This is a genomic window from Gordonia desulfuricans NBRC 100010 (genome assembly GCF_001485495.1).
Classification (GTDB): Bacteria; Actinomycetota; Actinomycetes; order Mycobacteriales; family Mycobacteriaceae; genus Gordonia; species Gordonia desulfuricans.
On the sequence record NZ_BCNF01000071.1, the window covers coordinates 24,052 to 49,370 of the forward strand.

The 25,319-nt window shown below is 69.2% G+C and carries 7 protein-coding genes; 5 read left to right on the plus strand and 2 right to left on the minus strand.

Features of this window, described 5'->3' with window-relative positions; genetic code table 11:
* Positions 1 to 10: 10 nt before the first annotated feature.
* The gene (locus GD1_RS12625; RefSeq protein WP_020792020.1) at positions 11 to 469 is read right to left on the minus strand and encodes a flavodoxin domain-containing protein; all 459 of its coding nucleotides are present in this window, start codon (positions 467 to 469) and stop codon (positions 11 to 13) included.
* 156 nt (positions 470 to 625) lie between these two features.
* On the opposite strand from GD1_RS12625, the gene GD1_RS12630 reads away from it, so the two are divergent.
* Genes GD1_RS12630 through mmsB form a run of 3 tightly spaced genes read left to right on the plus strand, consistent with a single transcriptional unit; the run spans position 626 to position 4,259 of the window.
* Entirely contained in the window at positions 626 to 2,161 is a 1,536-nt protein-coding gene (locus GD1_RS12630) for a CoA-acylating methylmalonate-semialdehyde dehydrogenase (RefSeq protein ID WP_059037309.1), read from the plus strand.
* A 12-nt stretch (positions 2,162 to 2,173) separates the two neighbouring features.
* Entirely contained in the window at positions 2,174 to 3,352 is a 1,179-nt protein-coding gene (locus GD1_RS12635; protein WP_020792016.1) for an acyl-CoA dehydrogenase family protein, read from the plus strand.
* Between the two features lie 37 nt (positions 3,353 to 3,389).
* Entirely contained in the window at positions 3,390 to 4,259 is an 870-nt protein-coding gene (gene mmsB / locus GD1_RS12640) for a 3-hydroxyisobutyrate dehydrogenase (RefSeq protein WP_059037311.1), read from the plus strand.
* A gap of 115 nt (positions 4,260 to 4,374) precedes the next feature.
* On the opposite strand, the gene GD1_RS12645 is transcribed toward mmsB, so the two are convergent.
* On the minus strand, positions 4,375 to 4,878 hold the full coding sequence (locus GD1_RS12645; RefSeq protein ID WP_059037313.1) for a MarR family transcriptional regulator: 504 nt from the start codon (positions 4,876 to 4,878) through the stop codon (positions 4,375 to 4,377).
* Positions 4,879 to 5,580: 702 nt separating this feature from the next.
* Between GD1_RS12645 and GD1_RS12650 the strand changes: the two genes are divergently transcribed.
* Both GD1_RS12650 and GD1_RS12655 read left to right on the plus strand, forming a co-directional pair.
* Positions 5,581 to 24,024 carry a non-ribosomal peptide synthetase gene (locus GD1_RS12650; protein WP_307190342.1) on the plus strand — a complete coding sequence of 6,148 codons (18,444 nt, stop codon included), beginning with the start codon at positions 5,581 to 5,583 and terminating at the stop codon, positions 24,022 to 24,024.
* A 63-nt stretch (positions 24,025 to 24,087) separates the two neighbouring features.
* Complete coding sequence (locus GD1_RS12655) at positions 24,088 to 25,062, plus strand: hypothetical protein (protein WP_238403504.1); 975 nt, start codon at positions 24,088 to 24,090, stop codon at positions 25,060 to 25,062.
* Positions 25,063 to 25,319 lie beyond the last annotated feature (257 nt).

Sequence of the window (25,319 nt, forward strand, 5' to 3'; positions counted from 1 at the left end):
AAGGTCGGGATCAGACGTTCGCGGTCTCGATCACCGCGAGCAGTCCACGGGTCCACTCGGTGGCCTGGACGCTGGGCTTGACCGGCGACGAGTTGTCGTGGCGGGCGTGCTCGCCGACCTGGGTGGCGCCGCGTGCGGTGAGCTTCTCGGCGATGATCTCGCCACCGCGGTTGAAGGTCTCGCCGTAGACGGTGTCGCCGAGTCCGAAGACGGCGAATCGCAGGCCGGTCAGATCGGGGGCGACGGCCTCGAGCTCGTCGGCGAACGGCTCGGCGCCGGTGGGCAGCTCGCCCTCGCCGTAGGTGGAGCAGACCACCACCAGGAAGTCTGCCGGGTCGAGATCCTCCACCGCGAACTCGCTCATGTCGTAGATCGACGGATCGTGGTCGGCGGCGAGAACGTCGGAGATGGCGTCTGCGGCGAGTTCGCAGTTACCGGTCTCGGTGCCGTAGAGGATGACGACGGCCATGTGGTGCTCCTTCGAGGGAAAAGTCGTGGCAAACAGTACTGAGGGTACCCTAAGCGTCCGCTCGCCGGGATTCGCCCCTTCACAGAAATACTTGGATGTCCTAGTATTAGCTCTGTCAGTCAGGAAATCTCCGACAGAAGTCCAGGTGATCTCGCGGTGAGCGCAACTTCTTCCCTTCCGACCATCCCGCACTACCTCGACGGCGCCAAGGTGACCGTCGACGGGGGACGGCACGCAGACGTCTTCAATCCGAGCACCGGTGCGGTCGCCTCGCGCGTCCCGCTGGCCACGACCGATGAGGTCGCCGCCGCGGTCGCCACTGCCAAGGAAGCCCAAAAGGAATGGGCCGCTTGGAATCCGCAGCGTCGTGCCCGCGTGATGATGCGTTTCGTCGACCTCGTCAACAAGCACGCCGACGAGCTGGCGACCCTGCTCTCCCTCGAGCACGGCAAGACCCATCCGGATGCGCTCGGCGACATCCAGCGCGGCATCGAGGTGATCGAGTTCTCGATCGGCATCCCGCATCTGATCAAGGGTGAGTTCACCGAGGGTGCCGGCAGCGGGATCGACGTGCACTCGGTGCGTCAGCCGCTCGGCGTCGTCGCCGGGATCACCCCGTTCAACTTCCCGGCCATGATCCCGCTGTGGAAGGCCGGACCGGCCCTGGCCTGCGGTAACGCCTTCATCCTCAAGCCGTCCGAGCGTGATCCCTCGGTGCCGGTGCGCCTGGCCGAGCTGTTCACCGAGGCGGGCCTGCCCAACGGTGTCTTCCAGGTCGTCCACGGCGACAAGGAGGCCGTCGACGCGCTGCTGACCCATCCCGACGTCAAGGCCCTCGGCTTCGTCGGCAGCTCCGACATCGCCCAGTACATCTACGAGACGGCCGCCGCCAACGGCAAGCGTTCGCAGTGCTTCGGTGGCGCCAAGAACCACATGATCATCCTCCCCGACGCCGACCTGGATCAGGCCGTCGATGCCCTCATCGGCGCCGGTTACGGCAGCGCCGGTGAGCGCTGCATGGCGATCAGCGTTGCCGTCCCGGTCGGTGAGCAGACCGCAGAACGGCTGCGCGCCAAGCTGATCGACAAGGTCAACGCCCTGCGCGTCGGGCACAGCCTGGACCCCAAGGCCGACTACGGCCCGCTGGTCACCGCCGCCGCCCTCGAGCGTGTGAAGGGCTACATCGGCAAGGGTGTCGAAGAGGGTGCCGAACTGGTCATCGACGGCCGCGAGCGCGCCGCCACCGAGCAGACCTTCGACGACAACGATCTGTCGAACGGCTACTTCATCGGCCCGACCCTGTTCGACCACGTCACCAAGGACATGGTGATCTACACCGACGAGATCTTCGGCCCGGTGCTGTCGATCGTGCGTGCCGCCGACTACGAGGAGGCCCTCGCCCTGGCGTCGGATCACCAGTACGGCAACGGTGTCGCGATCTTCACCCGTGACGGCGACGCCGCCCGCGACTTCACCGCACGGGTCGAGGTGGGCATGGTGGGCGTGAACGTGCCGATCCCGGTCCCGGTGGCGTACTACACCTTCGGTGGCTGGAAGCGTTCGGGCTTCGGCGATCTGAACCAGCACGGTCCGGCGTCGATCCAGTTCTACACCAAGACCAAGACCATCACCTCTCGCTGGCCGTCGGGTATCAAGGACGGCGCCGAGTTCGTCATCCCGACGATGGACTGAGGCATCCCGACCATGACGACCTTCGCCGACCGCGGCATGGCCGGCGGACTCGACGCCGACGAACGGGTGATCGTCGAGACCGCCGCCGACTTCGCGGCCAAACGACTGGCGCCGTTCGCGCTGACATGGGATGCCGAGGACCACTTCCCGGTGGCCGAGCTGCGCGAGGCCGCGCAGCTCGGCATGGGGGCGATCTACTGCTCCGAGGATGTCGGTGGATCGGGTCTGCGCCGCCTCGACGGGGTGCGGATCTTCGAGCAGCTCGCCTACGCCGATCCGGCCGTCGCGGCCTTCCTGTCCATCCACAACATGTGCACCTGGATGGTCGACCGGTACGGCACCGAGGAACAGCGGGCGCAGTGGGTGCCCAGGCTCGCGAGCATGGAGACCATCGCCAGCTACTGCCTCACCGAACCGGGTGCCGGTTCGGATGCGGCCGCGCTGGCCACCCGCGCCGAGCGGGTGGGTGACGAGTACGTCCTCACCGGCGTCAAGCAGTTCATCTCCGGTGCCGGCACCTCCGATCTGTATGTGATCATGGCCCGCACCGGTGACGCCGGCCCCAAGGGGATCTCCACGTTCCTGGTCGAGAACGGTTCACCCGGACTGAGTTTCGGGGCACAGGAACACAAGATGGGATGGCATGCCCAGCCCACCGCACAGGTGATCCTCGACGAGGTTCGTGTGCCGGCGTCGGCCCTGCTCGGGGCCACCGAGGGGATCGGGTTCGGCATCGCGATGAACGGCCTCAACGGCGGCCGGCTCAACATCGCGGCGTCGTCGCTCGGTGGCGCGCAGGCGGCCTTCGACAAGGCGGCCTCCTATGTGGCATCGCGAAAGGCCTTCGGGCAGAACCTGATCGACGAGTCGACCATCCGGTTCACGCTCGCCGACATGGCCACCTCGCTGCAGACCTCCCGGCTCATGCTGTGGCATGCGGCGTCGGCCCTCGATGCCGGAACCGCCGACAAGGTGGAGCAGTGCGCGATGGCGAAACGCTACGTCACCGACGCCTGTTTCACCGTCGCCGACCAGGCGCTGCAGCTGCACGGCGGATACGGGTACCTCAACGAGTACGGAATCGAGAAAATCGTCCGGGATCTGCGCGTGCATCGCATCCTGGAGGGAACCAACGAGATCATGCGCGTGGTCCTCGGACGTTCCATCGCCTCGAGGTTCGCGGGCAAGTGATCGCACGGATTCGACACACACTAGGGGAGTTTCGGCAATGACGACGATCGCCTTTCTGGGTCTGGGCAACATGGGCGGGCCGATGGCCGCCAACCTGGTCGGGGCAGGACACACGGTGCACGGGTTCGACCCGGTTCCGGAGGCGGTGAAGACCGCGCAGGCCAACGGGATCGAGACCTTCCCGACGGCGGTGGAGGCCGTGGCCGCCGCGGAGGTCGTGATCACGATGCTGCCGAACGGGGCACTCGTCAAGAAGGTCTACGACGACATCCTGCAGGCCGCACCCACCGGCGCGCTGTTCATCGACAGCTCGACCATCTCGGTGGCCGACGCCCGGGACATCAACGCCAAGGCGGCCGAATCCGGCTACGCCCAGATCGACGCCCCGGTCTCCGGCGGCGTCAAGGGGGCGGCGGCGGGCACCCTGGCGTTCATGGTGGGCGGTACCGACGAGGCGTTCGCGGCTGCCCGCGGTGCCCTCGATCCGATGGCCGGCAAGATCATCCACTGCGGTGCCACCGGCGCCGGTCAGGCCGCCAAGGTGTGTAACAACATGCTGCTGGCCGTCCAGCAGATCGCCGTGGGCGAGGCCTTCGTCCTGGCGGAGAAGCTGGGGCTGTCCGATCAGGCGCTCTACGACGTCGTCACCGGTGCCACCGGCAACTGCTGGGCCATCGAGACCAACTGTCCGGTCCCGGGCCCGCAGCCGACGTCGCCGGCCAACAACGAGTACAAGCCGGGCTTCGCCACCGCACTGATGAACAAGGATCTGGGGCTGGCGATGGATGCCATCGCCGACACCGGTTCCCGTGCCCCGCTCGGCACCCACGCCGCACAGCTGTACAAGGCGTTCGCCGAGCAGCACGCCGATCTGGACTTCAGCGCGATCATCACCGCACTGCACTGAAGTCACGCCGCTGAAGAAACACCGCTGCGATCCGGCAGCGGCCCCGTCAGACCGCAAGAGCGCCCGTCCCGAATCATCGGGGCGGGCGCTCTCGCGTGTGCGGAGCAGTCCCCGCTCAGAAGTCGCCGTTGTGCTTGCGCAGCGACTGGATGGCACCGACCAGTCCGGTCATCTCGTCGTCGGACATCCCGACGTCGGCGAAGACCTCGTCGTTGAGCGTGCGGGTGGCGTCCTCGACGGTCTTGCGTCCGAGGTCGGTGATCTCGACGAGGGTGGTCCGGCCGTCGGTGGGATGGGGCAGACGTGCGACCAGCCCGCCCTCCTCGAGCCGCCGGATCGCGTGGGTGACGCTCGTGACGTGCACCTGGAGGCGGTCGCTGGCCTTGGTGATGGGCAGTGCGCCCTGCCGTGAGAACGCCAGCAGCCGCAGGAGCTCGAAGCGGGAGAAACTCAGGTCGAAGGGCCGGAGTGCGGTCTCGACGCGGGCGAGCAGGATCTGGTGTGCACGCATCACCGACGTCACCGCCACCATGCCGTCGGCGACCTCACCCCAGCCGGCCGAGGTCCAGTTGTCCCGCGCCTCGGCGATGGGATCGAAATCCATGCTGCGCCCTGCCATGACAACACCCTAATCGGCTGACGTCACCGCCGGTCGAAGGCGTGCCGTCGCGTTTGCCCGTGTCGGCAACCTTCGGGTCTGCTGTCGATGTCCTATGAATGGCGGACGTGGGTCTTGTCCCCGCTCGGTGTGGGAACCCGACGAGGATTCGTGGGTTTGATCGGAAAAACCGGGCATTCGTTGTGGGGTGCGTCCAAAAACTATTTAGCACCGCTAGTAAAACAATGTCGTCCATATCGAAAATCGGGCGATCTGGGGGTTTACCCGAAAGTATAGTGGGACTCGGTAAGAGTGGGTGTGCGGTAACGGTGGGAGATGTGTCGGTTTTCGGTGGTATCCGGATGGTGTCCATCGGTGCGGTTCAGTTTATTTCTGGTGCGGTGGTGCAAGAATTGTCATCACCGTTTCGGTCGGGGGGCCGAGTATTCGAGCGGTCGGTCCTGTCTGGTCCACCGTTGTGTCGTTCGGTTGAAAGACACATGATCCCAAGGTATTTGGCGATGTGTTATGGACGATATCCGGTGCGCCGTGTTGTCGGATCGGGCCGAATTGTCCAGGTGAGATCGTTTGTAGTCCGTTCGTAGTCGGCGACGTCGAAAATTGTTGTTGGCGAATATTGGCACGAGTAGGGTCTCGTGTTATCGAAGGGTCGACAGCTCTCCATGGACCCACTTCGTTTCAATGACGACGTATGGAGGTCACGTGACCATTTCCGACAAGGGATTCGCCACCACGCCGCTGAATTTCATTCCGAACGAGCGCACTGCGCCCGGTTTGCCGGCGGGCGTGGACTCCCTGCCCCTGTCCAGCGCCCAGCGCGGGATCTGGTTCGCCCAGCACGTCGCCGGCGACCTGCCGATCTCGGTGGCCCAGTACGTGGAGATCGAGGGCGCACTCGACACCGCACTCCTCGAAGTGGCCTGCCGAACCACCGGCCGGGAGTTCGGTTCCGGGAACCTGCACCTGGTGGAGATCGACGGTGAACCGCGCCAGTATGTGGACGACGAGCGCGGTGCACCCGTGTACATCGTGGACCTGCGCGGCATGGACGACCCCATGGCGACCGCGCACCGGCTGATGCTCGAGGACTACAGCCGGCCCCTGGACCTGCTGGTCGACGACCTCATGGTGAGCATCATCTACCAGGTCGGCGTCGACCATCACCTCTGGTACCTGCGTGCCCATCACATCGCCCTCGACGGATTCGCCGCCATCACGATGGTGCGGCGGATCACCGAGCTCTACAACGCCGGGATCCGTGGTGAGGTGGCACCGCCGTCGAAGGCCGACGAACTCGCCGAGATCATCGCGCAGGACTCGTCGTATCCCGGATCGGCCCGCTACGAGAACGACCGGCAGTACTGGAGCGACCATCTCGCCGACGCGCCACCGGTGGTCAGCCTGGCCGGCCGGCTCGGCAAACCCACACTGCACCCCGCACTGGTGAGCACCCCCATCCCCGCCGACACCGCCCGCCTGCTCGACGACGCGGCGCACGAGGGCGGCGGGGTGACGCCGGTGATCGTCGCGGCCTTCGCCGCCTACCTGGCCCGGATGACCGGTAGCGCCGAGGTCCTGCTGAGCCTTCCGGTCTCGGGCAGGCATTCGGCGGTGCTGCGCCGGTCGGGGGGAATGATCGCGAACGTGGTGCCGCTGCGCGTCCCGGTGGCCGGATGCACCCTCGACGAGGTGATCGCCCGGGTGAAGGGCGAGCTGATGAGCGCGCTGCGCCGCCAGCGGTACCGCCAGGAGGACATCTTCGCCGACATGGGCATCGCCCGTGACGAGACCGCATCCTTCGGGCCGGCGGTCAACCTCATGATGGTCGACAGCGAGGTCGTGCTCGGTGACGTCACCGGCCGGCTGCACGTGCTGACCTCCGGGCCCACCTCCGACCTCTTCGTCAACATCTACCCGGGTGCGGGCAAGGACAGCACGCACATCGACTTCCAGGGCAATCCGAACATCTACACCCCGGCCGAGCTCGCCGGTCACCACCGGCGTTTCCTGATGTTCCTGCACGAGTTCCTGAGCGGTCCGAGCGACCGTCACGTGGGCCGGCTGGCACTGCTCGACGAGCAGGAACGCTCGGCGCTGCTCCCCGTGCGCGGCGGGGCGGCAACGGCACCGCGGCTGCTCCCCGACATCCTCGCCGACACCGTGCGCCGGCACGCCGATGCGATCGCGATCTCGTCGGAGATCGGGACCCTGACCTATCGCGAACTCGACGCCGCCTCCGCCCGGCTGGCCCGCAGGCTGATCGCCGAGGGCTGCGGTCCGGAGACGGCCGTCGCGATCGTGCTCCGCCGCTCCGCGCTGTCGGTCACCGCGGCCTGGGCGGTCGCCAGGTCCGGCGCCACCATCGTGCACGTCGATCCGGCCCAGCCGCTGCAACGCATCGAGCACATCCTCGCCGACAGCGGCGCCGACGTGGCGGTCACCGTCGACGAGTACACCGACCGGTTGCCGGGATCGACGCGCCCGGTGATCGTCGACGATGACACGGTCGGCAGCGACGGGACGGTGACAGGTGAAGGGACGCCGATCGGTGACGCCGACCGCATCCGGCCGGTGCGGCCGGGCAACGTCGCGTACATGACCTACACCTCTGGGTCGACCGGTGTGCCCAAGGGCGTGCAGGTCACCCACGGTGGGCTCGCCGACCTGATCGCCGACCGGACCGACGCCTACCGCCTCGACCACACCGCACGGGTGTCCTATGCGCTGTCACCGAGTTTCGACGCCTCGATCGAACAGCTGCTCACCTGCTTCGCCAACGGTGCGGCCCTGGTGATCGTGCCGCCGGAGGTGATCGGTGGTGAGCAGCTGACCCGCCTGCTCGCCGACGAGCACATCACCCACCTGACCCTGACGCCCACCATGCTGGCCACCGTCGAACCCGAGGCGCTGACCGATCTGCGGACCGTCGTGGTGGGCGGCGACCGATGTGCCCAGCACATCGTCGGACGCTGGACCCGGTGCGCGACGATGATCAACGAGTACGGGCCGACGGAGGCGACGATCACCGCGTCGAGTTCGGTGATCGACCCGTCGGCCGACCTCACCGCCGGCAGCCCGGTCCGCGGTGCGTCGGTGATGGTCCTCGACCCCATGCTGGCGCCGGTTCCGGTGGGCACGGTCGGCGAGGTGTATCTGGCCGGACCGGGACTCGCACGCGGCTATGCGCACATGTCGGCCTCGACCGCGGCCCGATTCGTGGCCCATCCCCACGGTGCCCCCGGCGAGCGGATGTACCGGACCGGCGACCTCGCACGCTGGGTCGGCGATGCATCGCAGGTGTCGCTGGAGCTGTTGGGGCGCACCGACTTCCAGTTGAAGATCCGCGGATACCGGATCGAACCGGGCGAGATCGACACCGCACTCACCGGACACGCCGGGGTGGAGGCGTCCATCACGGTGCCGGTTCGCAACAACATCGGCGCGACCGTCCTGGCGTCCTATGTGGTGCCGGTCGGCGATGCCCGGGTCGAACCCGCCGAGCTGGAACGTTTTGCGCGAGAATGCCTTCCGCCGCACATGGTCCCGGCCGTGATCACGATGATGGACGACCTGCCGGTCAACGCCTTCGGCAAGGTCGACCGCAGGGCGCTGCCCGACCCGGTCTTCGCCTCCGCGGCGAGTGGACGGATGCCCTCGACTCCCCGGGAAACCGAACTGGCACAGCTGTTCTCCGAGGTGCTCGGAGTGCCGCGGGTGGGCGCCGACGACAGCTTCTTCACCCTCGGCGGCGACAGCATCCTGTCGATCCAGCTGGTGGCCCGGGCCAAGGCGAGCGGACTGGCCTTCTCGACCCAGGATGTGTTCGAGCACAAGACCGTCGCCGCCCTCGCCGCCGTGGCCACCGATCTCACCGACGACGCGGGGCTGCCCGAACTGCCCGGCGGTGGCGTCGGATCGATCCCGCTGTCGCCGATCATGCATGCGATGCTCGACCGCGGACCCGTCGACCGTTTCACCCAGGCCGCCCTGGTGGAACTGCCCGACGGTCTCACCCGTCCCGACCTGGTGCGTGCGCTGCAGGCACTGGTGGACCACCACGACATCCTGCGCGCGCGGCTCGTCGACGGGCAGCCGGGCGAGACCCACATCGAGGTCGGTGCCCCGGGGACGGTCGACGCCGCGCAGGTGCTGGACCTGGTGTGGCTCGACCGGCGTGACGCCGACGAGATCGACCATCACCTGCAGGTCGCGGCCGATACGCTCGATCCGCGCGCCGGTGCGATGATCCGATTCGTGTGGATGTCCGAGGCCGACGACACGCAACCGGATCTGATGTGGCTGGTCATCCATCACCTCGCCGTCGACGGGGTGTCGTGGCGCATCCTGCTCACCGGCCTCGCCCAGGCCTGGCAGCAGATCGCCGGCGGCGCCGACCCGGCACTCGGTGACCCGACGACGTCGGTGCGCCGGTGGGTCCACGGCCTGCTCGAGCACTCGTCCGAGCGCACCGCCGCCGAGCTCGATCGGTGGACCGCGGTACTCGAACCGGGGGAGCGGCTGCTCGGCGATCGTGGGCTCGACCCCGATCGCGACGTGCTCGCCACCGCCGGATGCGTGCGGATGCGCATGCCGGCCGAGGTCACCGAAGCGGTCCTCACCACCGTCCCCGCCCGGTTCCACGGCGGCGCCAACGACGCGCTGCTCGCCGCCCTGGTGCTCGCGCTGGCGCGGTGGCGCCGGCGCCACGGTGTCACCGGCACCGGGATAGACGAGCTGATCGCACTCGAGGGCCACGGCCGCGAAGAGGCCGCCGTGCCCGGGGCCGACCTGACCGGGACGGTCGGATGGTTCACCTCCCGTTTCCCGGTCCGGCTCGACCTCGACGGCGTCGACGTCGACGATGCCTTCGCCGGCGGGGCCGCCGCCGGACAGGCGATCCGGCAGGTGAAGGAACAGCTGCGGGCGGTGCCCGACAACGGGATCGGTTTCGGCATGGTCCGGTACCTCGACCCGGTGGGTCGCGCCGAACTCGGCGGCCGGGCCGAACCACAGATCAGCTTCAACTACCTGGGCCGGGCCGGCACCGGTGACCACGCCGGTCCCTGGGCGCCGTCCGGCGAGTTCGACTCGCTGGTCGGCACCGGTGCGCCGCAGATGGCGCTGCCGGCGGTCCTGGACATCAACGCGATCGCCGCGCCGGGGCCGGACGGTCTGGAACTCGATGCGACGTGGGAGTTCGCCTCGCTGGTCCTGCACCACGACGACGTCGAGGAACTCGCCGGTCTGTGGGCGCAGGCCCTCGAGGCACTGGCCCGGCATGTGCGGGCCGACGACGCCGGCGGGCACACCCCGTCGGACTTCGGTCTGGTCGCCACATCGCAGACCGAGATCGACGGCTGGACCCGGGAGTATCCGTCGCTGACCGACGTGTGGCCGCTGACCGCACTGCAATCGGGGCTGCTGTTCCACGCGCTCTACGACGATGCGCTCGAGGCGTCGGATCACATCGCCCGCGAGGACGGCTACACCGTGCAGGCCGAACTGACCCTCGGCGGATCGCTGCACCCCGACCGGATGCGGCGGGCCGCCCAGCGGCTCGTCGACCGGCACGACAGCCTCCGGGTGGCCTTCGTCGAGACCGGGACCGGGCCGCGACAGCTCGTCCTGCGCGACGTCGAGGTCGACTGGACCGACTCCGATGTCACCGGCATCGACGACCCCGGGGAACGGGAACGGCAACTGCGCCGGCTCGTCGCGGAATCGGCGGCCCCGTTCGACCTCGCGCATCCGCCGCTGCTGCGCTTCCACCTCATCCGCGTCGCGCGGGGGGCCGACCGCGACGCCGACCGGTACCTGCTGGTGCTCACCAATCACCACATCGTGCTCGACGGCTGGTCGGCGCCGCTGCTGATCCACGAACTGTTGCTGCACTACATCGCCGACGGCGAGCCGGCCGAACTGCCGCAGCCGCGGTCCTTCCGCGACTACCTGCTGTGGCTGCACTCCCGAGACCACGACGCGGCGCGTACGGCGTGGCAGGAGATGCTCGCCGAGATCGAGAGCCCGACACGCCTGACCGGTGCCGCCGGCACGACGGCCGGCGGCGACATCGGCGAGACCGAGATCGTCCTCGATCCGGCCACCACCGACGCGATCCTCGGCCTCGGACGCACACACGAGGTCACCGCCAACACCTCGATCCAGGTGGCCTGGGCCCTGGTGCTGTCGGCGATGACCGGGCGGACCGACGTGGTGTTCGGCAACACGGTGTCCGATCGTCCGGCCCACATCCCCGGCATCGAGCGGATGGTGGGACTGTTCATCAACACCCTCCCGGTGCGGGTCCGCCTCGATCCCGCCGAGAGCATCGTCGAACTGCTCGCCCGCACGCAGACCGAACAGGCCGCGTTGCTCGATCACCGGCACGTCGGGCTGGCCGAACTGCAGCGGACCACCGGCGTGGCCGACATGTTCGACACCGTGACGGTCCTCGAGTCCTATCCGGTGGACACCGATGCGGTGGGGCAGACGCTGGCCGATGCCGGGCTGCGCTGGGTCGACCTGGTCGCCCACGACGCCACCCCGTACCCGGTCAGCCTCCAGGTCACCCCGCCGCGCCCGGGCACCGCGGGCGCCGGGAGCCGTGGTGGCTCCGCCGACGAGACACCCGGCGGGTACGTGCTCACCGTGCGGTACGCCGTCGACCGCATCGACGCCGAGGCCGCCGGTGCCCTGCTCGACCGCTTCGTCGGGCTGCTGCGTCAGATCGCCACCGATCCGGGCCGCAAGGTCGGTGCGGTGACCTCGTGCGGGCACGGCGAGCACGCCGAGCTGTCGGCGGCCGGGACGACCGGCGAATCCGGTGCGTCGCAGCAGCCGGTCCGGCTGCTGCGTGACATCCTCGCCGACTCCGCCCGCCGGCACCCGGATGCGGTGGCGGTGCGTGCCGACGGCACCACGCTCACCTACCGCGAACTCGCCCACCGTGCCGATCGGGTCGCCGCCGAACTCATCCGGCGCGGTGCGGGTCCGGAATCCTTTGTCGCACTGGCCGTTCCGCGTTCGGCGGACCTCGTCGTGGCGATCTGGGCGGTGGCACGAACCGGTGCCGCCTTCGTCGCCCTCGATCCGGGCAACCCCGCACACCGTCTCGCCGAGCTGATCTCCGACGCGGGCTGCACCCTCGGGGTGACCCGGGCCGCCGTCACCCCGAACCTGCCGGCCGGAGTCGACTGGCTGGTGCTCGACGCACCGGCCGGCCGGGCCGGGACGGGGTCGGCCGGGACGGGCCCGGACGATGCCGTCACCGCCGCGATCGCCGCCGACGGACTCCGGCCCGACAATGCCGCCTACCTGATCTTCACCTCCGGTTCCACCGGCAAGCCCAAGGCCGTTCTGATCAGCCACCGAGGACTGGCCGATCGTGTTGCCGCACAAGCCCACTCCTTCGGGGTGCGCCCCGGCTCGACGGTGCTGCAGGTGGCGTCGCCGGGGTTCGACGCCTGCGTCTCCGAGGTGCTGCTCGCCCTGGGCAACGGCGGCGGTCTCGTGGTGGCACCGCCCGAGGTGTACGGCGGTACCGATCTCGAGGAACTCGCTCGGGCAGAACACATCTCGCATGCGATCATCACCCCGTCGGCACTCAACACGATGGACCCGACGCGTCTGGCGTCGACGGCGACCATCGCCGTGGTCGGTGAGGCGACCGGTGCCGACATCGTCAACCGGTGGTCGCCGGGCCGTCGACTGATGAACCACTACGGACCGACCGAGGCCACCATCTGGGCCACCGGGGCCGACGACCTGGCCCCGGGACGGCCGGTGACCATCGGCCGGCCGATCCAGGGTGTGTCGGTGTCGGTTCTCGACGCCTGGCTGCGGCCGGTCCCGGTGGGGGTGGCCGGCGAGCTCTACCTCGGCGGTCCCGGACTCGCCCGCGGATACCATGCCCGACCGGGGATCACCGCAGCACGTTTCGTCGCGGACCCGAGGTCGGCGACCGGCGAACGGATCTACCGCACCGGCGACTCGGTGCGGTGGGTGCGCGGCCGGGACGGCCTCGAGCTGGACTATCTCGGACGCAACGATCAGCAGGTCAAGATCCGCGGACTGCGGATCGAGACCGGCGACATCGACGCCCATCTCGGACGCCACCGGGAGGTGGCCCAGGTCGCCACCGTGGTCCAGCCGGGACCGGCGGGTCAGCCGGTGCTGGTGTCCTATGTGGTCGGCGCACCGGGACAGACTCTGGACGTCGGGGCGCTGCACGACGGACTCGCCGACACCCTGCCGCAGTACATGTCGCCGGCCGCGATCGTCGAGTTGGAGTCGATGCCGTTGACCCGGACCGGCAAGATCGACCGGAAGGCGCTTCCCCCGTGGGACTTCCGTTCCGAGGAGGAGGGCGGCCGGACGCCCTCGACCCCGGCCGAGGTGGTGTTCGCGCACCTGTTCGCCGAGGTCCTGCGCCTCGACCAGGTGACCGCCGACAGCAACTTCTTCACCCTCGGCGGCGACAGCATCGTCTCGATGCAGCTGGTCGCGCTCGCCAAGGCTGCCGGATTCGCCATCACGCCACGCGATGTCTTCGAGGCCAAGACGGTGGCCGCCATCGCCGAGCTCGCGGCCCTGCGCAGCGCCGACGACGCCCCGGTGCCCGATGCGCCGGTCTCGGCCTCGGACCCGCGGTTCGCCGACATCGACCACACCGATCTCGAGGCGCTCCGGCATCGCTATCCGACACTGTCGGAGGTGTGGCCGTTGTCGCCGACGCAGGCGGGAATCCACTTCCACTCGTCACTGGACCCCGATGCCCGTGACAACTACACCGTGCAGTCGACCATCGCCTTGTCCGGCGACGTCGACGGTGCCCGGCTGCGCCGGGCCGCGCAGGCCCTCGTCGACCGCCACGACATCCTGCGCGCCGGATTCGCCGAGACATCGCGGGGCCCGCGCCAGATCGTGGTCGCCGACGCCGAGGTGGCCTTCCGTGAGATCGACCTGGTCGGTGACGTCCCCACCGAGAGCGCTGAGCGCGTCGTCGCCGAGAGTGCCGCCGCCGCTTTCGATCTGAGTGTCCCATCACTGATCCGGTTCACCCTGGTCCGCCGTGATGTGGGGTCGTTCGTGCTGCACATCACCAACCACCATGTGATCCTCGACGGCTGGTCGATGCCGCTGCTGATGCGTGAACTGCTCGAATACTACGGAGATCCGGAGCGCATCGCGGTGGCCGGGCCCGCACCGTCCTACCGTGACCATCTGGTCTGGCTGGCCGGGCAGGACCACGAGGGTTCGACGACCGCCTGGGCGCAGGCCTACGCCGACGTCGAGGCGCCCACCCGGGTCTCCCGTGGCGGTGCGGCGATGGCCGATGCCGCCGTCGGTGAGGTCGTGGTGGAGCTCCCATCCGAGGAGTTCGGTCGATTGCGTTCGGTCACAGCAGATTCCGCAGTGACCATCGGTACCGCACTGTCCACCGCGTGGTCGCTGGTCCTGCGAGTGCTGACCGGCGAGACCGACGTGATCCTCGGTTCTGCGGTCGCCGGCCGGCCGGCGGCGTTGCCGGGTGCGGAGCAGGCGCTGGGCATGTTCCTGAACACAGTGCCGGTCCGGGCGCGGCTCGAACCCGCATTGTCGTTGCAGGAGTTGCTGATCCAGGTGCAGGAGGGCAACGCGCGGCTCCTCGACCACCACTACGTGGGGCTGCCCGCCATCCACCGCGCCGCCGGTGTCTCGGATCTCTTCGACACCGCGCTGGCATTCCAGTCCTTCCCGCTGCACGCGGCGGCCCTGCAACAGCTGGTCGACTCGGCGGGACTGCGGGTCGACGGCATCAGCGGTATCGACGCAACACCGTATCCGCTGAGTGTGGTCGTCGCACCGAATCTCGATGCCCGGAACCGGACCGAGGAACCGACATCCGACGGCGCCGACGACGGGAGGCAGGGCGGCGCGGCACTGACCATCACCCTGCGGTACCGGCGTGACGAGTTCGACGCCGTACAGGCCCGCGAGATCATCGACCGCTTCGTCGAATACCTGACCTGTATCGCCGCCGAGCCCCAGACCCGGCTGGGTATGCTCACCCAGGACGTGGCGGGTGTCCAGTGGCCGCGGACTGCCACATGCGATGCGGCGGTGCCGGTTTCGACGACCCTGGGTGAGATCCTCACCGCGTCCGCCCGCCGTTCCCCCGACGAGATCGCGGTGCGCAGCGGAGGCACCGGGATGTCGTATCGCGAGCTCGACGAGCAGTCGAACCGACTGGCCCGCCACCTCCTGCGGCACGCGCAACGACCACAGGGCGTGGTGGCGTGCGTGCTGCCACGATCGCCGCAGGCGGTCGTCGCGATCTGGGCCGCGGCCAAGGCCGGTGTGCCGTTCCTGCCGATCGACCCGGGCCTGCCCGCCGAACGCATCGGCTTCCTGCTCACCGATTGTGCGGTGACCCTCGGGTTCACCCTGGCCCAGGTGCGCGACGGTCTGCCCGGCGGAGTCGACTGGCTGGTCCTCGACGATCAACACGCCGTCGACCGCCTCGCCGCGGAATCGGCCGCGCCGATCACCGACGCCGAGCGCGGCGGCCCGATCCGCCTCGCCGACACCGCCTATGTGATCTACACGTCCGGTTCGACCGGAACCCCCAAGGGAGTGCGTGTCAGCCATCGCGGCCTGGCACACCTCGTCGCCGCACAACGCCGGGTCCTCGACGTCGGCCCCGCCGCACGGGTACTGCAGGTGGCCTCACCGGGATTCGACGCCTCGGTGTTCGAACTGCTGATGGCACACGGGTCCGGCGGACGCCTCGTGGTGTCGCCGGCCGACGTCTACGGCGGACCCGAACTGGCCGAACTGATCCGCTGCGAGGCCGTCACCCACGCCGTCCTGACCCCGTCGGCGCTGGCCACGGTGCCGACCGACCCCGAGGACGACGAGGCCGACGCCCACCGCACGGGACCGGCCACCCTGCGGGTGCTGGCCACCGCGGGTGAGTCGGTCGGCCCGCAACTGATCGACCGGTGGGCACCGGGCCGCATCATGGTCAACCTGTACGGGCCCACCGAGTCCACCATCTGGGCGACTGCGAGCGAACCCCTCCATCCGGGTGGACCGGTCACGATCGGCACCGCGGTGGGGCCGGTCGGCGTCACCGTCCTCGACACCTGGATGCGGCCGGTGCCGCAGGGCATCGCCGGCGAGCTGTACCTGGTGGGCCCCGGTCTCGCCGACGGCTACATCGGCAGGCCCGGGACCACCGCGACCCGGTTCGTGCCCTGCCCGTTCGGTGACCCCGGTGACCGGATGTACCGGACCGGCGACATCGTCCGACGGAATGCCGATCACCAACTGGAGTTCTTGGGCCGCAACGACTTCCAGGTCAAGGTGCGTGGCACACGCGTCGAGGTGGGCGAGATCGACGCACTGCTGGGCGAGCGCGACGACGTCGACTACGCCGTCACCGTCGGACGCAGCCGCGCCGGTGCCGGGGCCGGGCACATGTTGGTCTCCTATGTGGTGGCGGCGCCGGGGACGACACTGTCGAGTACCCGGCTGCGTGCGGCGCTGGCCGAGAAACTGCCCGCCTACATGGTGCCGGCGGCGGTCGTCGTCCTCGACGAGATCCCGATGACCCGCACCGGCAAACTGGACCGGGCGGGCCTACCCGAGCCGGTCTTCGCCGCAAGCGAGTTCCGGGCGCCGGCGAACCCGATGGAAACGGCGGTCGCCGCCGCGTTCGAGCATGTGCTCGACGTCCCGCGCGTCGGCGCCGACGACGACTTCTTCGCCCTCGGCGGCGACTCGCTGAGCGCCTCGGTGGTCGTCGCACGGCTTGGCGAGGTGGTCGGCACACGGGTTCCGGTACGCGCGGTGTTCGATGCACCCACCGTCGGTGCGCTGGCGGTCCTGGTGGGGTCGCTCGACGGCGGCGGACGCATCCCGCTGACCGCCGGACCCCGACCGGAACTGGTGCCGCTGTCACCGGCACAGCAACGGATGTGGTTCCTCAACCGGATGGAACCGGAATCGGCCGCCTACAACATCCCGGTGATCCTGCGACTGTCCGGACGGCTCGACGTCGCCGCGCTGCGGGACGCATTGTCGGATGTGACCGCGCGGCACGAGGTGCTGCGCACGATCTATCCCGACACCGCCGGCGAGCCGCGGCAGCAGATCCTGGATCGGGCCCCGATCGAGGTGGACGTGCAGACGGTGGCGGCGGCCGCGGTCGCCGACACCGTGGGCGAGTTCGTGCGCCGCGGATTCGACGTGACCGCCCACGTGCCGATGCGGGTGGCGCTGTTCGAGATCGTCGACGGCGAGGCGTCCGGCCGGGTCGCGGAGGGGGCGGCGGACCGGACCGCCGAGTTCCTGCTGGTGCTGGTGGTCCATCACATCGCCGGCGACGGACAGTCGATGGTGCCGCTGTCGCGCGATGTGATGACGGCCTATGCCACGCGCCGCGACGGCCGCGCCCCCGGATGGGAACCGCTGTCGGTGCAGTACGCCGACTACGCCCTGTGGCAGCGCGAGGTGCTCGGTGCCGCCGAGGACGCCCAGTCGCTGATGCGCGCGCAACTCGACTTCTGGCGGAGCTCGCTGGCCGGGGCACCCGATGTGCTGGATCTGCCCACCGACCGGCCACGGCCCGCGGTGGCGACCTTCGCCGGGGGGTCGGTGCCGGTGGAGATCGGACCGGAACTGCACTCCCGGCTGCTCACCCTGGCGCGTTCGCGTGGAGCCTCGCTGTTCCTGGTCCTGCACGCCGCCCTGGCGACCGTGCTGGCACGGCTGAGCGGCGGCGACGACATCGTCGTCGGCACACCGGTCGCCGGTCGCGGTGAGCCGGGGCTCGACGACCTGGTCGGGATGTTCGTCAACACCCTGGCCCTGCGGACCGCCGTCACCGGCGACGAGTCCTTCGCCGAACTGCTCGACCGGGTGCGCGACGCCGACCTGCAGGCCTTCGAGCACGCCGACGTCCCCTTCGAGCGGATCGTCGAGGAACTCAATCCCGAACGCTCCACCGCCCACCATCCGCTGTTCGGGGTGGCCCTCGCGCTGCAGAACCTGTCGAAGGTCCACGTGGAACTGCCCGAGGTGACCGTCTCGCGGGCACAGGCCGACACCGGGATCTGCCAGTTCGACCTGCAGCTGGTGATCGCCGACGAGTACGGAACCGACGCCAACGGGAAACCCGTCGTCGCGCAGGGTATCTCGGGGAGCATGATGTTCGCCCGCGACCTCTTCGACGCCGCGACGGTCGCCGGATTCGTCCGACGGCTCCAGCGGGTCCTCGAAGCGGTCGTCGACGATGCGACGACGCCGATCGGCGACATCGACTGGCTCGACACCGACGAACGCACGATGCTGCTGTCGCAGGTCGGAGCCCGCACGGCGACATCGCCGACCCTGCTGCCGGAGGTGTTCGCGGCGGCCGTCGAGCGCAACCCCGACGGTGCCGCGGTGATCTCCGGTGAGACGGTGCTCTCCTACACCGAACTCGACCGCCGGTCGAACCGTCTGGCACGCCACCTGATCGGCCTCGGCGCAGCTCCCGAACGGCCGGTGGCGGTCGCGATCGAGCGGTCGGCGGAATCGGTGGTGGCCTGGTGGGCCGTGGTCAAGACCGGTGCGCCCTACGTGCCGGTGGATCCGCACTACCCGAGCACACGGATCGAGCAGATGGTCTCGGATTCGGGTGCGGTGCTGGGGATCACCACATCGGCTGCCCGCGTCGCCCTCCCCGACACCCTCGACTGGATCATGCCCGCGGACGCCGACGTGGCCACCCGGATCGACGGCCTCCCCGCGACACCGATCGGGCAGGACGAGTGCGAACATCCGGTGCGTGCCACCAACACGGCCTGGGTGGTCTTCACCTCCGGCTCGACCGGAGTGCCGAAGGGGGTGGCCGTCAGCCACGCCGGCATCGCCGACTACCTGTCCACCCTGCACGTGGACGCCGAGATCGGTGCCACCTCGCGCGTGCTGCACTTCGCCTCACCGTCGTTCGACGCGTCACTGCTGGAGATCCTGCTCGCGGTGAGTGCCTCCTCGGCGCTGGTGGTGGCCCCCACCGGGATGCGCGGCGGCGACGAGCTGGCCGATCTGCTTCGCGCACAACGGGTCACACATGCCTTCGTCACCCCAGCCGCGCTGGCCTCGGTGGAACCCGACGGACTGGAGCATCTGCGTGTGGTGATGTCCGGCGGTGACGAGGTGCCGACCGATCTGGTGACCCGATGGCTGGAGGCAGATTCGGCCCGCGCCCGGCAGTTCCGGGTGCTCTACGGTCCGACCGAGACCACCGTCGTCGCCACCGCCACCGAACCGCTGCAGGTGGGCGAACGCTCCACCATCGGTGCGCCGCTGGCCGGGATGCAGGCACTGGTGCTCGACGCCCGGATGCAGCCGGTACCGGTCGGTGTCGCCGGCGAGCTCTACCTGGCCGGGCCCGCCCTGGCACGCGGCTACCTGAACCGGTCCGGCGTCACCGCGTCGCGATTCGTGGCACACCCCTTCGGCCGGCCCGGACAGCGGATCTACCGCACCGGCGACGTCGTCCGCCGCAACCGCTCGGGTGCACTGGAGTTCATCGGCCGCAACGACTTCCAGGTCAAGATCCACGGATTCCGGGTGGAACTCGGGGAGATCGACGCCGCCCTCGGCGCCTACGCCGACGTGTCCTTCGCGACGACGGTGCCGCGCCGGGACGACGCCGTCGGGGTGCGTCTGGTGTCCTATGTGGTGCCCGCACCCGGTGCGGTGGTGGTGGGGGAGAAGCTGCGGGCCCTGCTCACCGAGACGTTGCCGTCCTACATGGTGCCGTCGGCGGTGATGGTCCTCGACCGGGTCCCGCTCACGCCGAGCGGCAAACTCGACCGCAAGGCCCTCCCGGCCCCGATGATCACCACGCGGGCGTTCCGGGCGCCGGCCTCGCCCGTCGAGGAGATCGTGGCCGGTGTGTTCGCCGACGTCCTCGGCATCACCGGCGGTGTCGGCGCCGACGACGACTTCTTCGAACTCGGCGGCAACAGTCTGGCCGCCACCCGGGTCGTCGCCAGGATCGGTGCGGCCCTCGACACCACGGTGCCGGTCTCGATGATCTTCGAGGCGTCCACGGTGTCGAAGCTGGCCGCACGGGCCGAATCCCACACCGACACCGGCCGGATCGCGCTGGTCGCACAGGATCGGCCGGAACATATCCCGCTGTCCTATGCGCAGCAACGGATGTGGTTCCTCAACCAGATCGAACCCGATTCCTCCGCCTACAGCATCCCGATCGTGATGCGGCTGTCCGGCGAACTCGACCCCGATGCGCTGCAACTGGCGATCGACGACGTCGTCACCCGCCACGAGGTGCTGCGGACGGTGTACCCGTACGTGGCCGGGGAGCCCAGCCAGCTCGTCCTGCCCGCCGCCACCGCACGCGTGGTGATGTCGGTGTCGAAGGTGTCGGAATCCGAGCTGTTCCGGGAGGTCTCGGAACTCATGCGGATGCCGTTCGACGTCACCGCCGAGGTGCCCATGCGGGTGCGGCTCTACGGTCTCGGCGGTGGCGAGTGGGTGCTGGCCGTGGTGCTCCACCACATCTGCGGTGACGGTTCGTCGTTGACCCCGCTCGCCCGGGACATGATGACCGCCTATGTGGCCCGCGCAGAGGGCAACACCCCCGGATGGGTACCACCGGCGGTGCAGTACGCGGACTATGCGATCTGGCAGCGTGCGGTCCTCGGGTCCGCCGACGACCCGGAATCGACGCTGCGCGCCCAGATCGACTACTGGACAGGACAACTGGCCGATGTGCCCGCACTGATCGAGCTGCCGGCCGATCGTCCCCGCCCGGCGACACAGTCGTTCGCCGGTGCCGGTGTCCCGCTGGCCGTCGGCGCCGACCTGCACGCCGCCCTCCAGGTGATCGCACGGGAACACAATGCGACGCTGTTCATGGTGTTCCACGCGGCGCTGGTCGCACTGCTGGCCCGGCTGGCCGTCACCGACGACGTGGCGATCGGAACCCCGTACGCCGGACGCGGCGAGCGTGAACTCGACGATCTGATCGGCATGTTCGTCAACACCCTCGTGCTGCGGACACAGATCCGGGACGGGATGTCGTTCGGCGAACTGATCGAGGACGCGCGGGACACGGATCTGGCGGCCTTCGGACATGCAGACGTCCCGTTCGAGCGGCTCGTCCAGGAGCTGAACCCGGTCCGGTCGGACGCCTACAACCCGCTGTTCCAGGTGATGCTGGCGTTCCAGAACGTCTCGACCACCGCGATCGAACTGCCCGCACTGTCGGTGGAGGCCGTCGAATCCGATACCGGGATGTCGATGTTCGACATGCAGGTGACGGTGTCGGACAGCTACGACGACACCGGGGCACCGGCGGGGATCGCCGGCGAGATCACCTTCGCCACCGACCTGTTCGACGCCGCGACGGTGACCACGTTCGCCGAACGGCTGCTGCGGGTGCTCACCGCGCTGTCGGCCGATCCCGGCCGGTCGATCCACGACGTCGACCTGCTCGACCCCACCGAGCGTGAGGCGGCCCTCGTCCGCTGGAATGCGACCGATCACGCCGTCGACCCCGCGGAGACACTCGCATCGCTGTTCGCCGGCGCGGCCGCCCGATTCGCCGACGGCCCGGCCGTCACCGCCGGCGACCTCACCCTAACCTACGCCGAGTTCGCCGGGCGGGTCAACCGACTGGCGCGGTGGCTGGTCTCCCGCGGGGTCGGTCCCGATGCCCTGGTCGCGATCCGGATGCGACGTTCCCTCGACCAGATCACCGCGATGTATGCGGTGCATGCCGCCGGTGGCGGCTACATCCCGATCGACCCGGACCATCCGGCCGACCGGATCGGCCACATGCTCGGCTGCGCCGACCCGGTGGTGGTGCTGACCACGCTGGACGGGATCGAGTTGTCGGGGTTCGACGATTCGCCCCTGACCGACGACGACCGGGTCACCGCGGCCGATCCGGATGCCCTGGCCTACCTGCTGTTCACCTCCGGGTCGACCGGACGGCCGAAGGGCGTTGCCATCTCCCATCGTTCGGCGGTCAACCAGGTGCGCTGGATCAGCGACGAGTACGCCCTGACCGGCACGGACGTGGTGCTGCAGAAGACCCCGTCCACCTTCGACGTCTCGGTGTGGGAGATCTTCGGGACCCTCGCGGCGGGTGCGCGGCTGGTCGTCGCCCGTCCGGACGGTCACACCGACCCGGACTACCTCGCCGAGGTGATCGACACCGAACGGGTCACGCTCACCTCGTTCGTCCCGTCGATGCTCGCGGTCTTCGCCGATGCGCTCGCCCCCGAGGCGGCCACGGTCGATCCGGGTGCGTCGGGGAGATCGTTGGACTCGTTGCGGGCCCTGCTGGTGGCCGGTGAGGCGTTCGGCCCCGACGTGGTTGCCGCGGCCCACCGTGCACTGCCCGCGGTGGAACTCCACAACCTCTACGGCCCCACCGAGTTCACCGTGCACGCGACGTCGCATCAGGTGGGTGCGGACGACCACGGGGCGGTGCCGATGGGCACCCCGGTGTGGAACTCCCGGGCCTACGTCCTCGATTCCCGGCTCTGCCCGGTGCCCCCGGGCGTGACCGGTGACCTGTACCTGTCGGGTACCCAGGTGGCCCGCGGCTACTTCGGTCGGACCGGCCTGACCGCCGAGCGTTTCGTGGCCGATCCGTTCGTCGCCGGCGAGCGGATGTACCGCACCGGCGACCTGGTGCGCCGTCGGTCGACCGGGGAGCTGGAATACCTGGGCCGCAGCGACTTCCAGGTGAAGTTGCGTGGCCTGCGGATCGAGCTCGGTGAGATCGAGGCGGTGTTCGCCGAGCACGAGAGCGTGGCACGGGCGGTCGCGACGGTCACCGCGACCGAGCGGGTCGAATACCTCGTCGTCTATCTCGTGCCCGCGGCCGGTGCCACCGTCGACACCGCCGAGGTGAGTGCGTTCGCGTCGACGGCACTGCCGGGCTACATGATGCCGACGGCCGTGATGGTCCTCGACACGGTGCCGCTGACGGCGTCGGGCAAGCTGGACCGGGCCCGGCTGCCCAAGACCGCGCGGCGCACCGACGAGTTCCGGGCACCGGCAACGGAGTTGGAGGGCGAGATCGCGCGCACCTTCGAGGATGTGCTCGGGGTGGCGCGGGTGGGCGCCGACGACGACTTCTACGCGCTGGGCGGCAACTCGCTGACCTCGGTTCGGGTGGTCAACTCGCTGAAGAACGAACTGCACGTGGAGATCCCGATCCGCTGGATGCTCTCCGACTCGAGTCCGGCCGACCTCGCACGGCGGATCGAGGCCGGTATCCGCAACGGCGGCACGGTGTTCGAGACCGGTGACGGTGGTGCCGCAGACGGCGCCGGCAGCGGGCTCGGACTGGAGGTGCTGCTGCCGATCCGGACCGGTGGTGACAAGCCGCCGCTGTTCTGCGTCCACCCCGCATCGGGGCTGGCATGGTGCTATCAGACGCTGGGCAGGCAGATCCCCGACGACCGGCCGGTCTACGGTCTGCAGGCGCCCCAGATCGGCGGGGAGGACCCCGGCCCGACATCGGTGCCGGCGATCGCCCGGCGCTACTTCGACGAGATCCGCACGGTGCAGCCACACGGCCCGTACCACCTGTTGGGGTGGTCGCTGGGTGGGGTGATCGCACACGCCGTGGCCGCCGAGATGCGGGCGGCGGGTGAAGAGGTGGCCATGCTGGCGATGCTCGACGCGGAGGCCGATGCGATCGACACCTCGGAGATCGTGGAGATCACCGCGGGTGAGCTGATCAGCAATCTCGGACCGGTCCTGGGTATCGACTTCGTCAGTTCCGATGCCACCGCAGAACAGGCGGCCGCGCAGATCACCGAGCATCTGGGTGAGGGCTTCGGGGTGGACGCCGCGACGATCCAGCGCCTGACCGATGCCTACAACCTGCTGCTCCGGGCGACGGGTGACTGGGAACTCCCGGTTGTCGACGTCGACCTCCAGTTCTTCACCGCAGTCCGTGACCGTCGTCCCGACGCCCTGGGGCATCCGGGTTGGCAGCCGTTCGTTGGTGGTGTCATCTCGAATGTCGACGTCGATTGCGATCACCTGTCGATGACCGAGAACGAGGCGATCATCACGATCGCCGAGATCCTCGAGCGGCGAATGGGTGCCGAACAGCCTCGCTAGCACGCCTTCCGGGGCTAGCGTTTGGAGAAATGGCCATTTCACCATCGAGAAATGAGGTCGTCCATGAGTAGATCCGGCACCACGGTCACCGCCCGCCACATCAGTCCCGGCAATCACCGCGTCCGCAGTGTCACAACCGCCGCGGTGGGGTGTGTGATGGCCGCGTCGCTGACGATGACGGTGACCGCCATCGCCGATGCCCGGCCGTCGGGCGCGCCGCCTGATGCGGTGAGCACACAGACCGGTGTCACCTATGGGATCGCTCGCCTCGACGCCGCGACGACGCTCGTCGCATCCACCGATCCCACTGCCGTGAGGATTTGGCCGACTCCGGATCTGACCGTTTCACGTGTGACGGTGGCGGCCCCGGCAGCGAACCCGGATGAGATCCGGATCGGCAATCTCCGTCTGCATCGTCCGGGAGCGGTGCCGCCGCAGGTCGCGACGCAGGTCAGTGAGGCTTCCGGTGTTCTGGTGCAGGGGATCTCGGATGTTCTGCACAGCAACGGTGTTCCGGAGGCCCGGGCCGACAAGGTCGCCGAGAAGATGGTCGGTGACGCAGTGGTCGGTGGCGTGATCGGCGGTGCGGTCGCATCCCCGATCGCCCTCGCTGTCGGAGCCGTCGTCGGCGGCGGGCTCGGTCTGATCTTTGGTATCCCGTTCCTGCCCACCGGCCTGGTCGTCGGGCCCCTGGTGGGTACGGCCCTGGTCGCCACTCTGGTCGCCCTCCCGGCCGTGGCGGCAGGAGTCGTCATCGGTGCCGCACACGGATACGAGAAGGGATGGACCGTTCCACTCGATCCGCCCCGTTCGCAATCGGAACCCGCTCCGACGGCGCGTGGTGGCACGAACACTGCACGCCCGGCGGCGCAACCCGCCTCCGCACCCGCGGTGAGGACCGAGGCGTCCGTGCCCGCTCCGGCAGTGCGACCGGTTTCGGCCACCACACCCGCCGACCGGCGTGACCCGGCCGCCGGGTGCTCGCTGCTCCGGATGACGGAGGTCGCATTGCGGGGCGGGGCTATCGGCAGCTGCTGACCGGATCAATCGTCAACGCCCACTGGGTGGTCGAGCCGACGAGCGTTCGTGCGCTCGATTCAGGCTCGATCATCCACTGGCGTTGATGATCAATCTGACGAGGACAGCTCGTTGACTCGTTTCAGGGCTCAATCAGCAACCGCTCGTTGGTGGTTGAGCCGATGAGGAGCGTAGCGACGAGGCGTGTCGAAACCTCCGCCGGCCGAATTCGCCAACCCAACCACCTCCGAAGTGCTCACCTCCCAACGCCCGCTGCG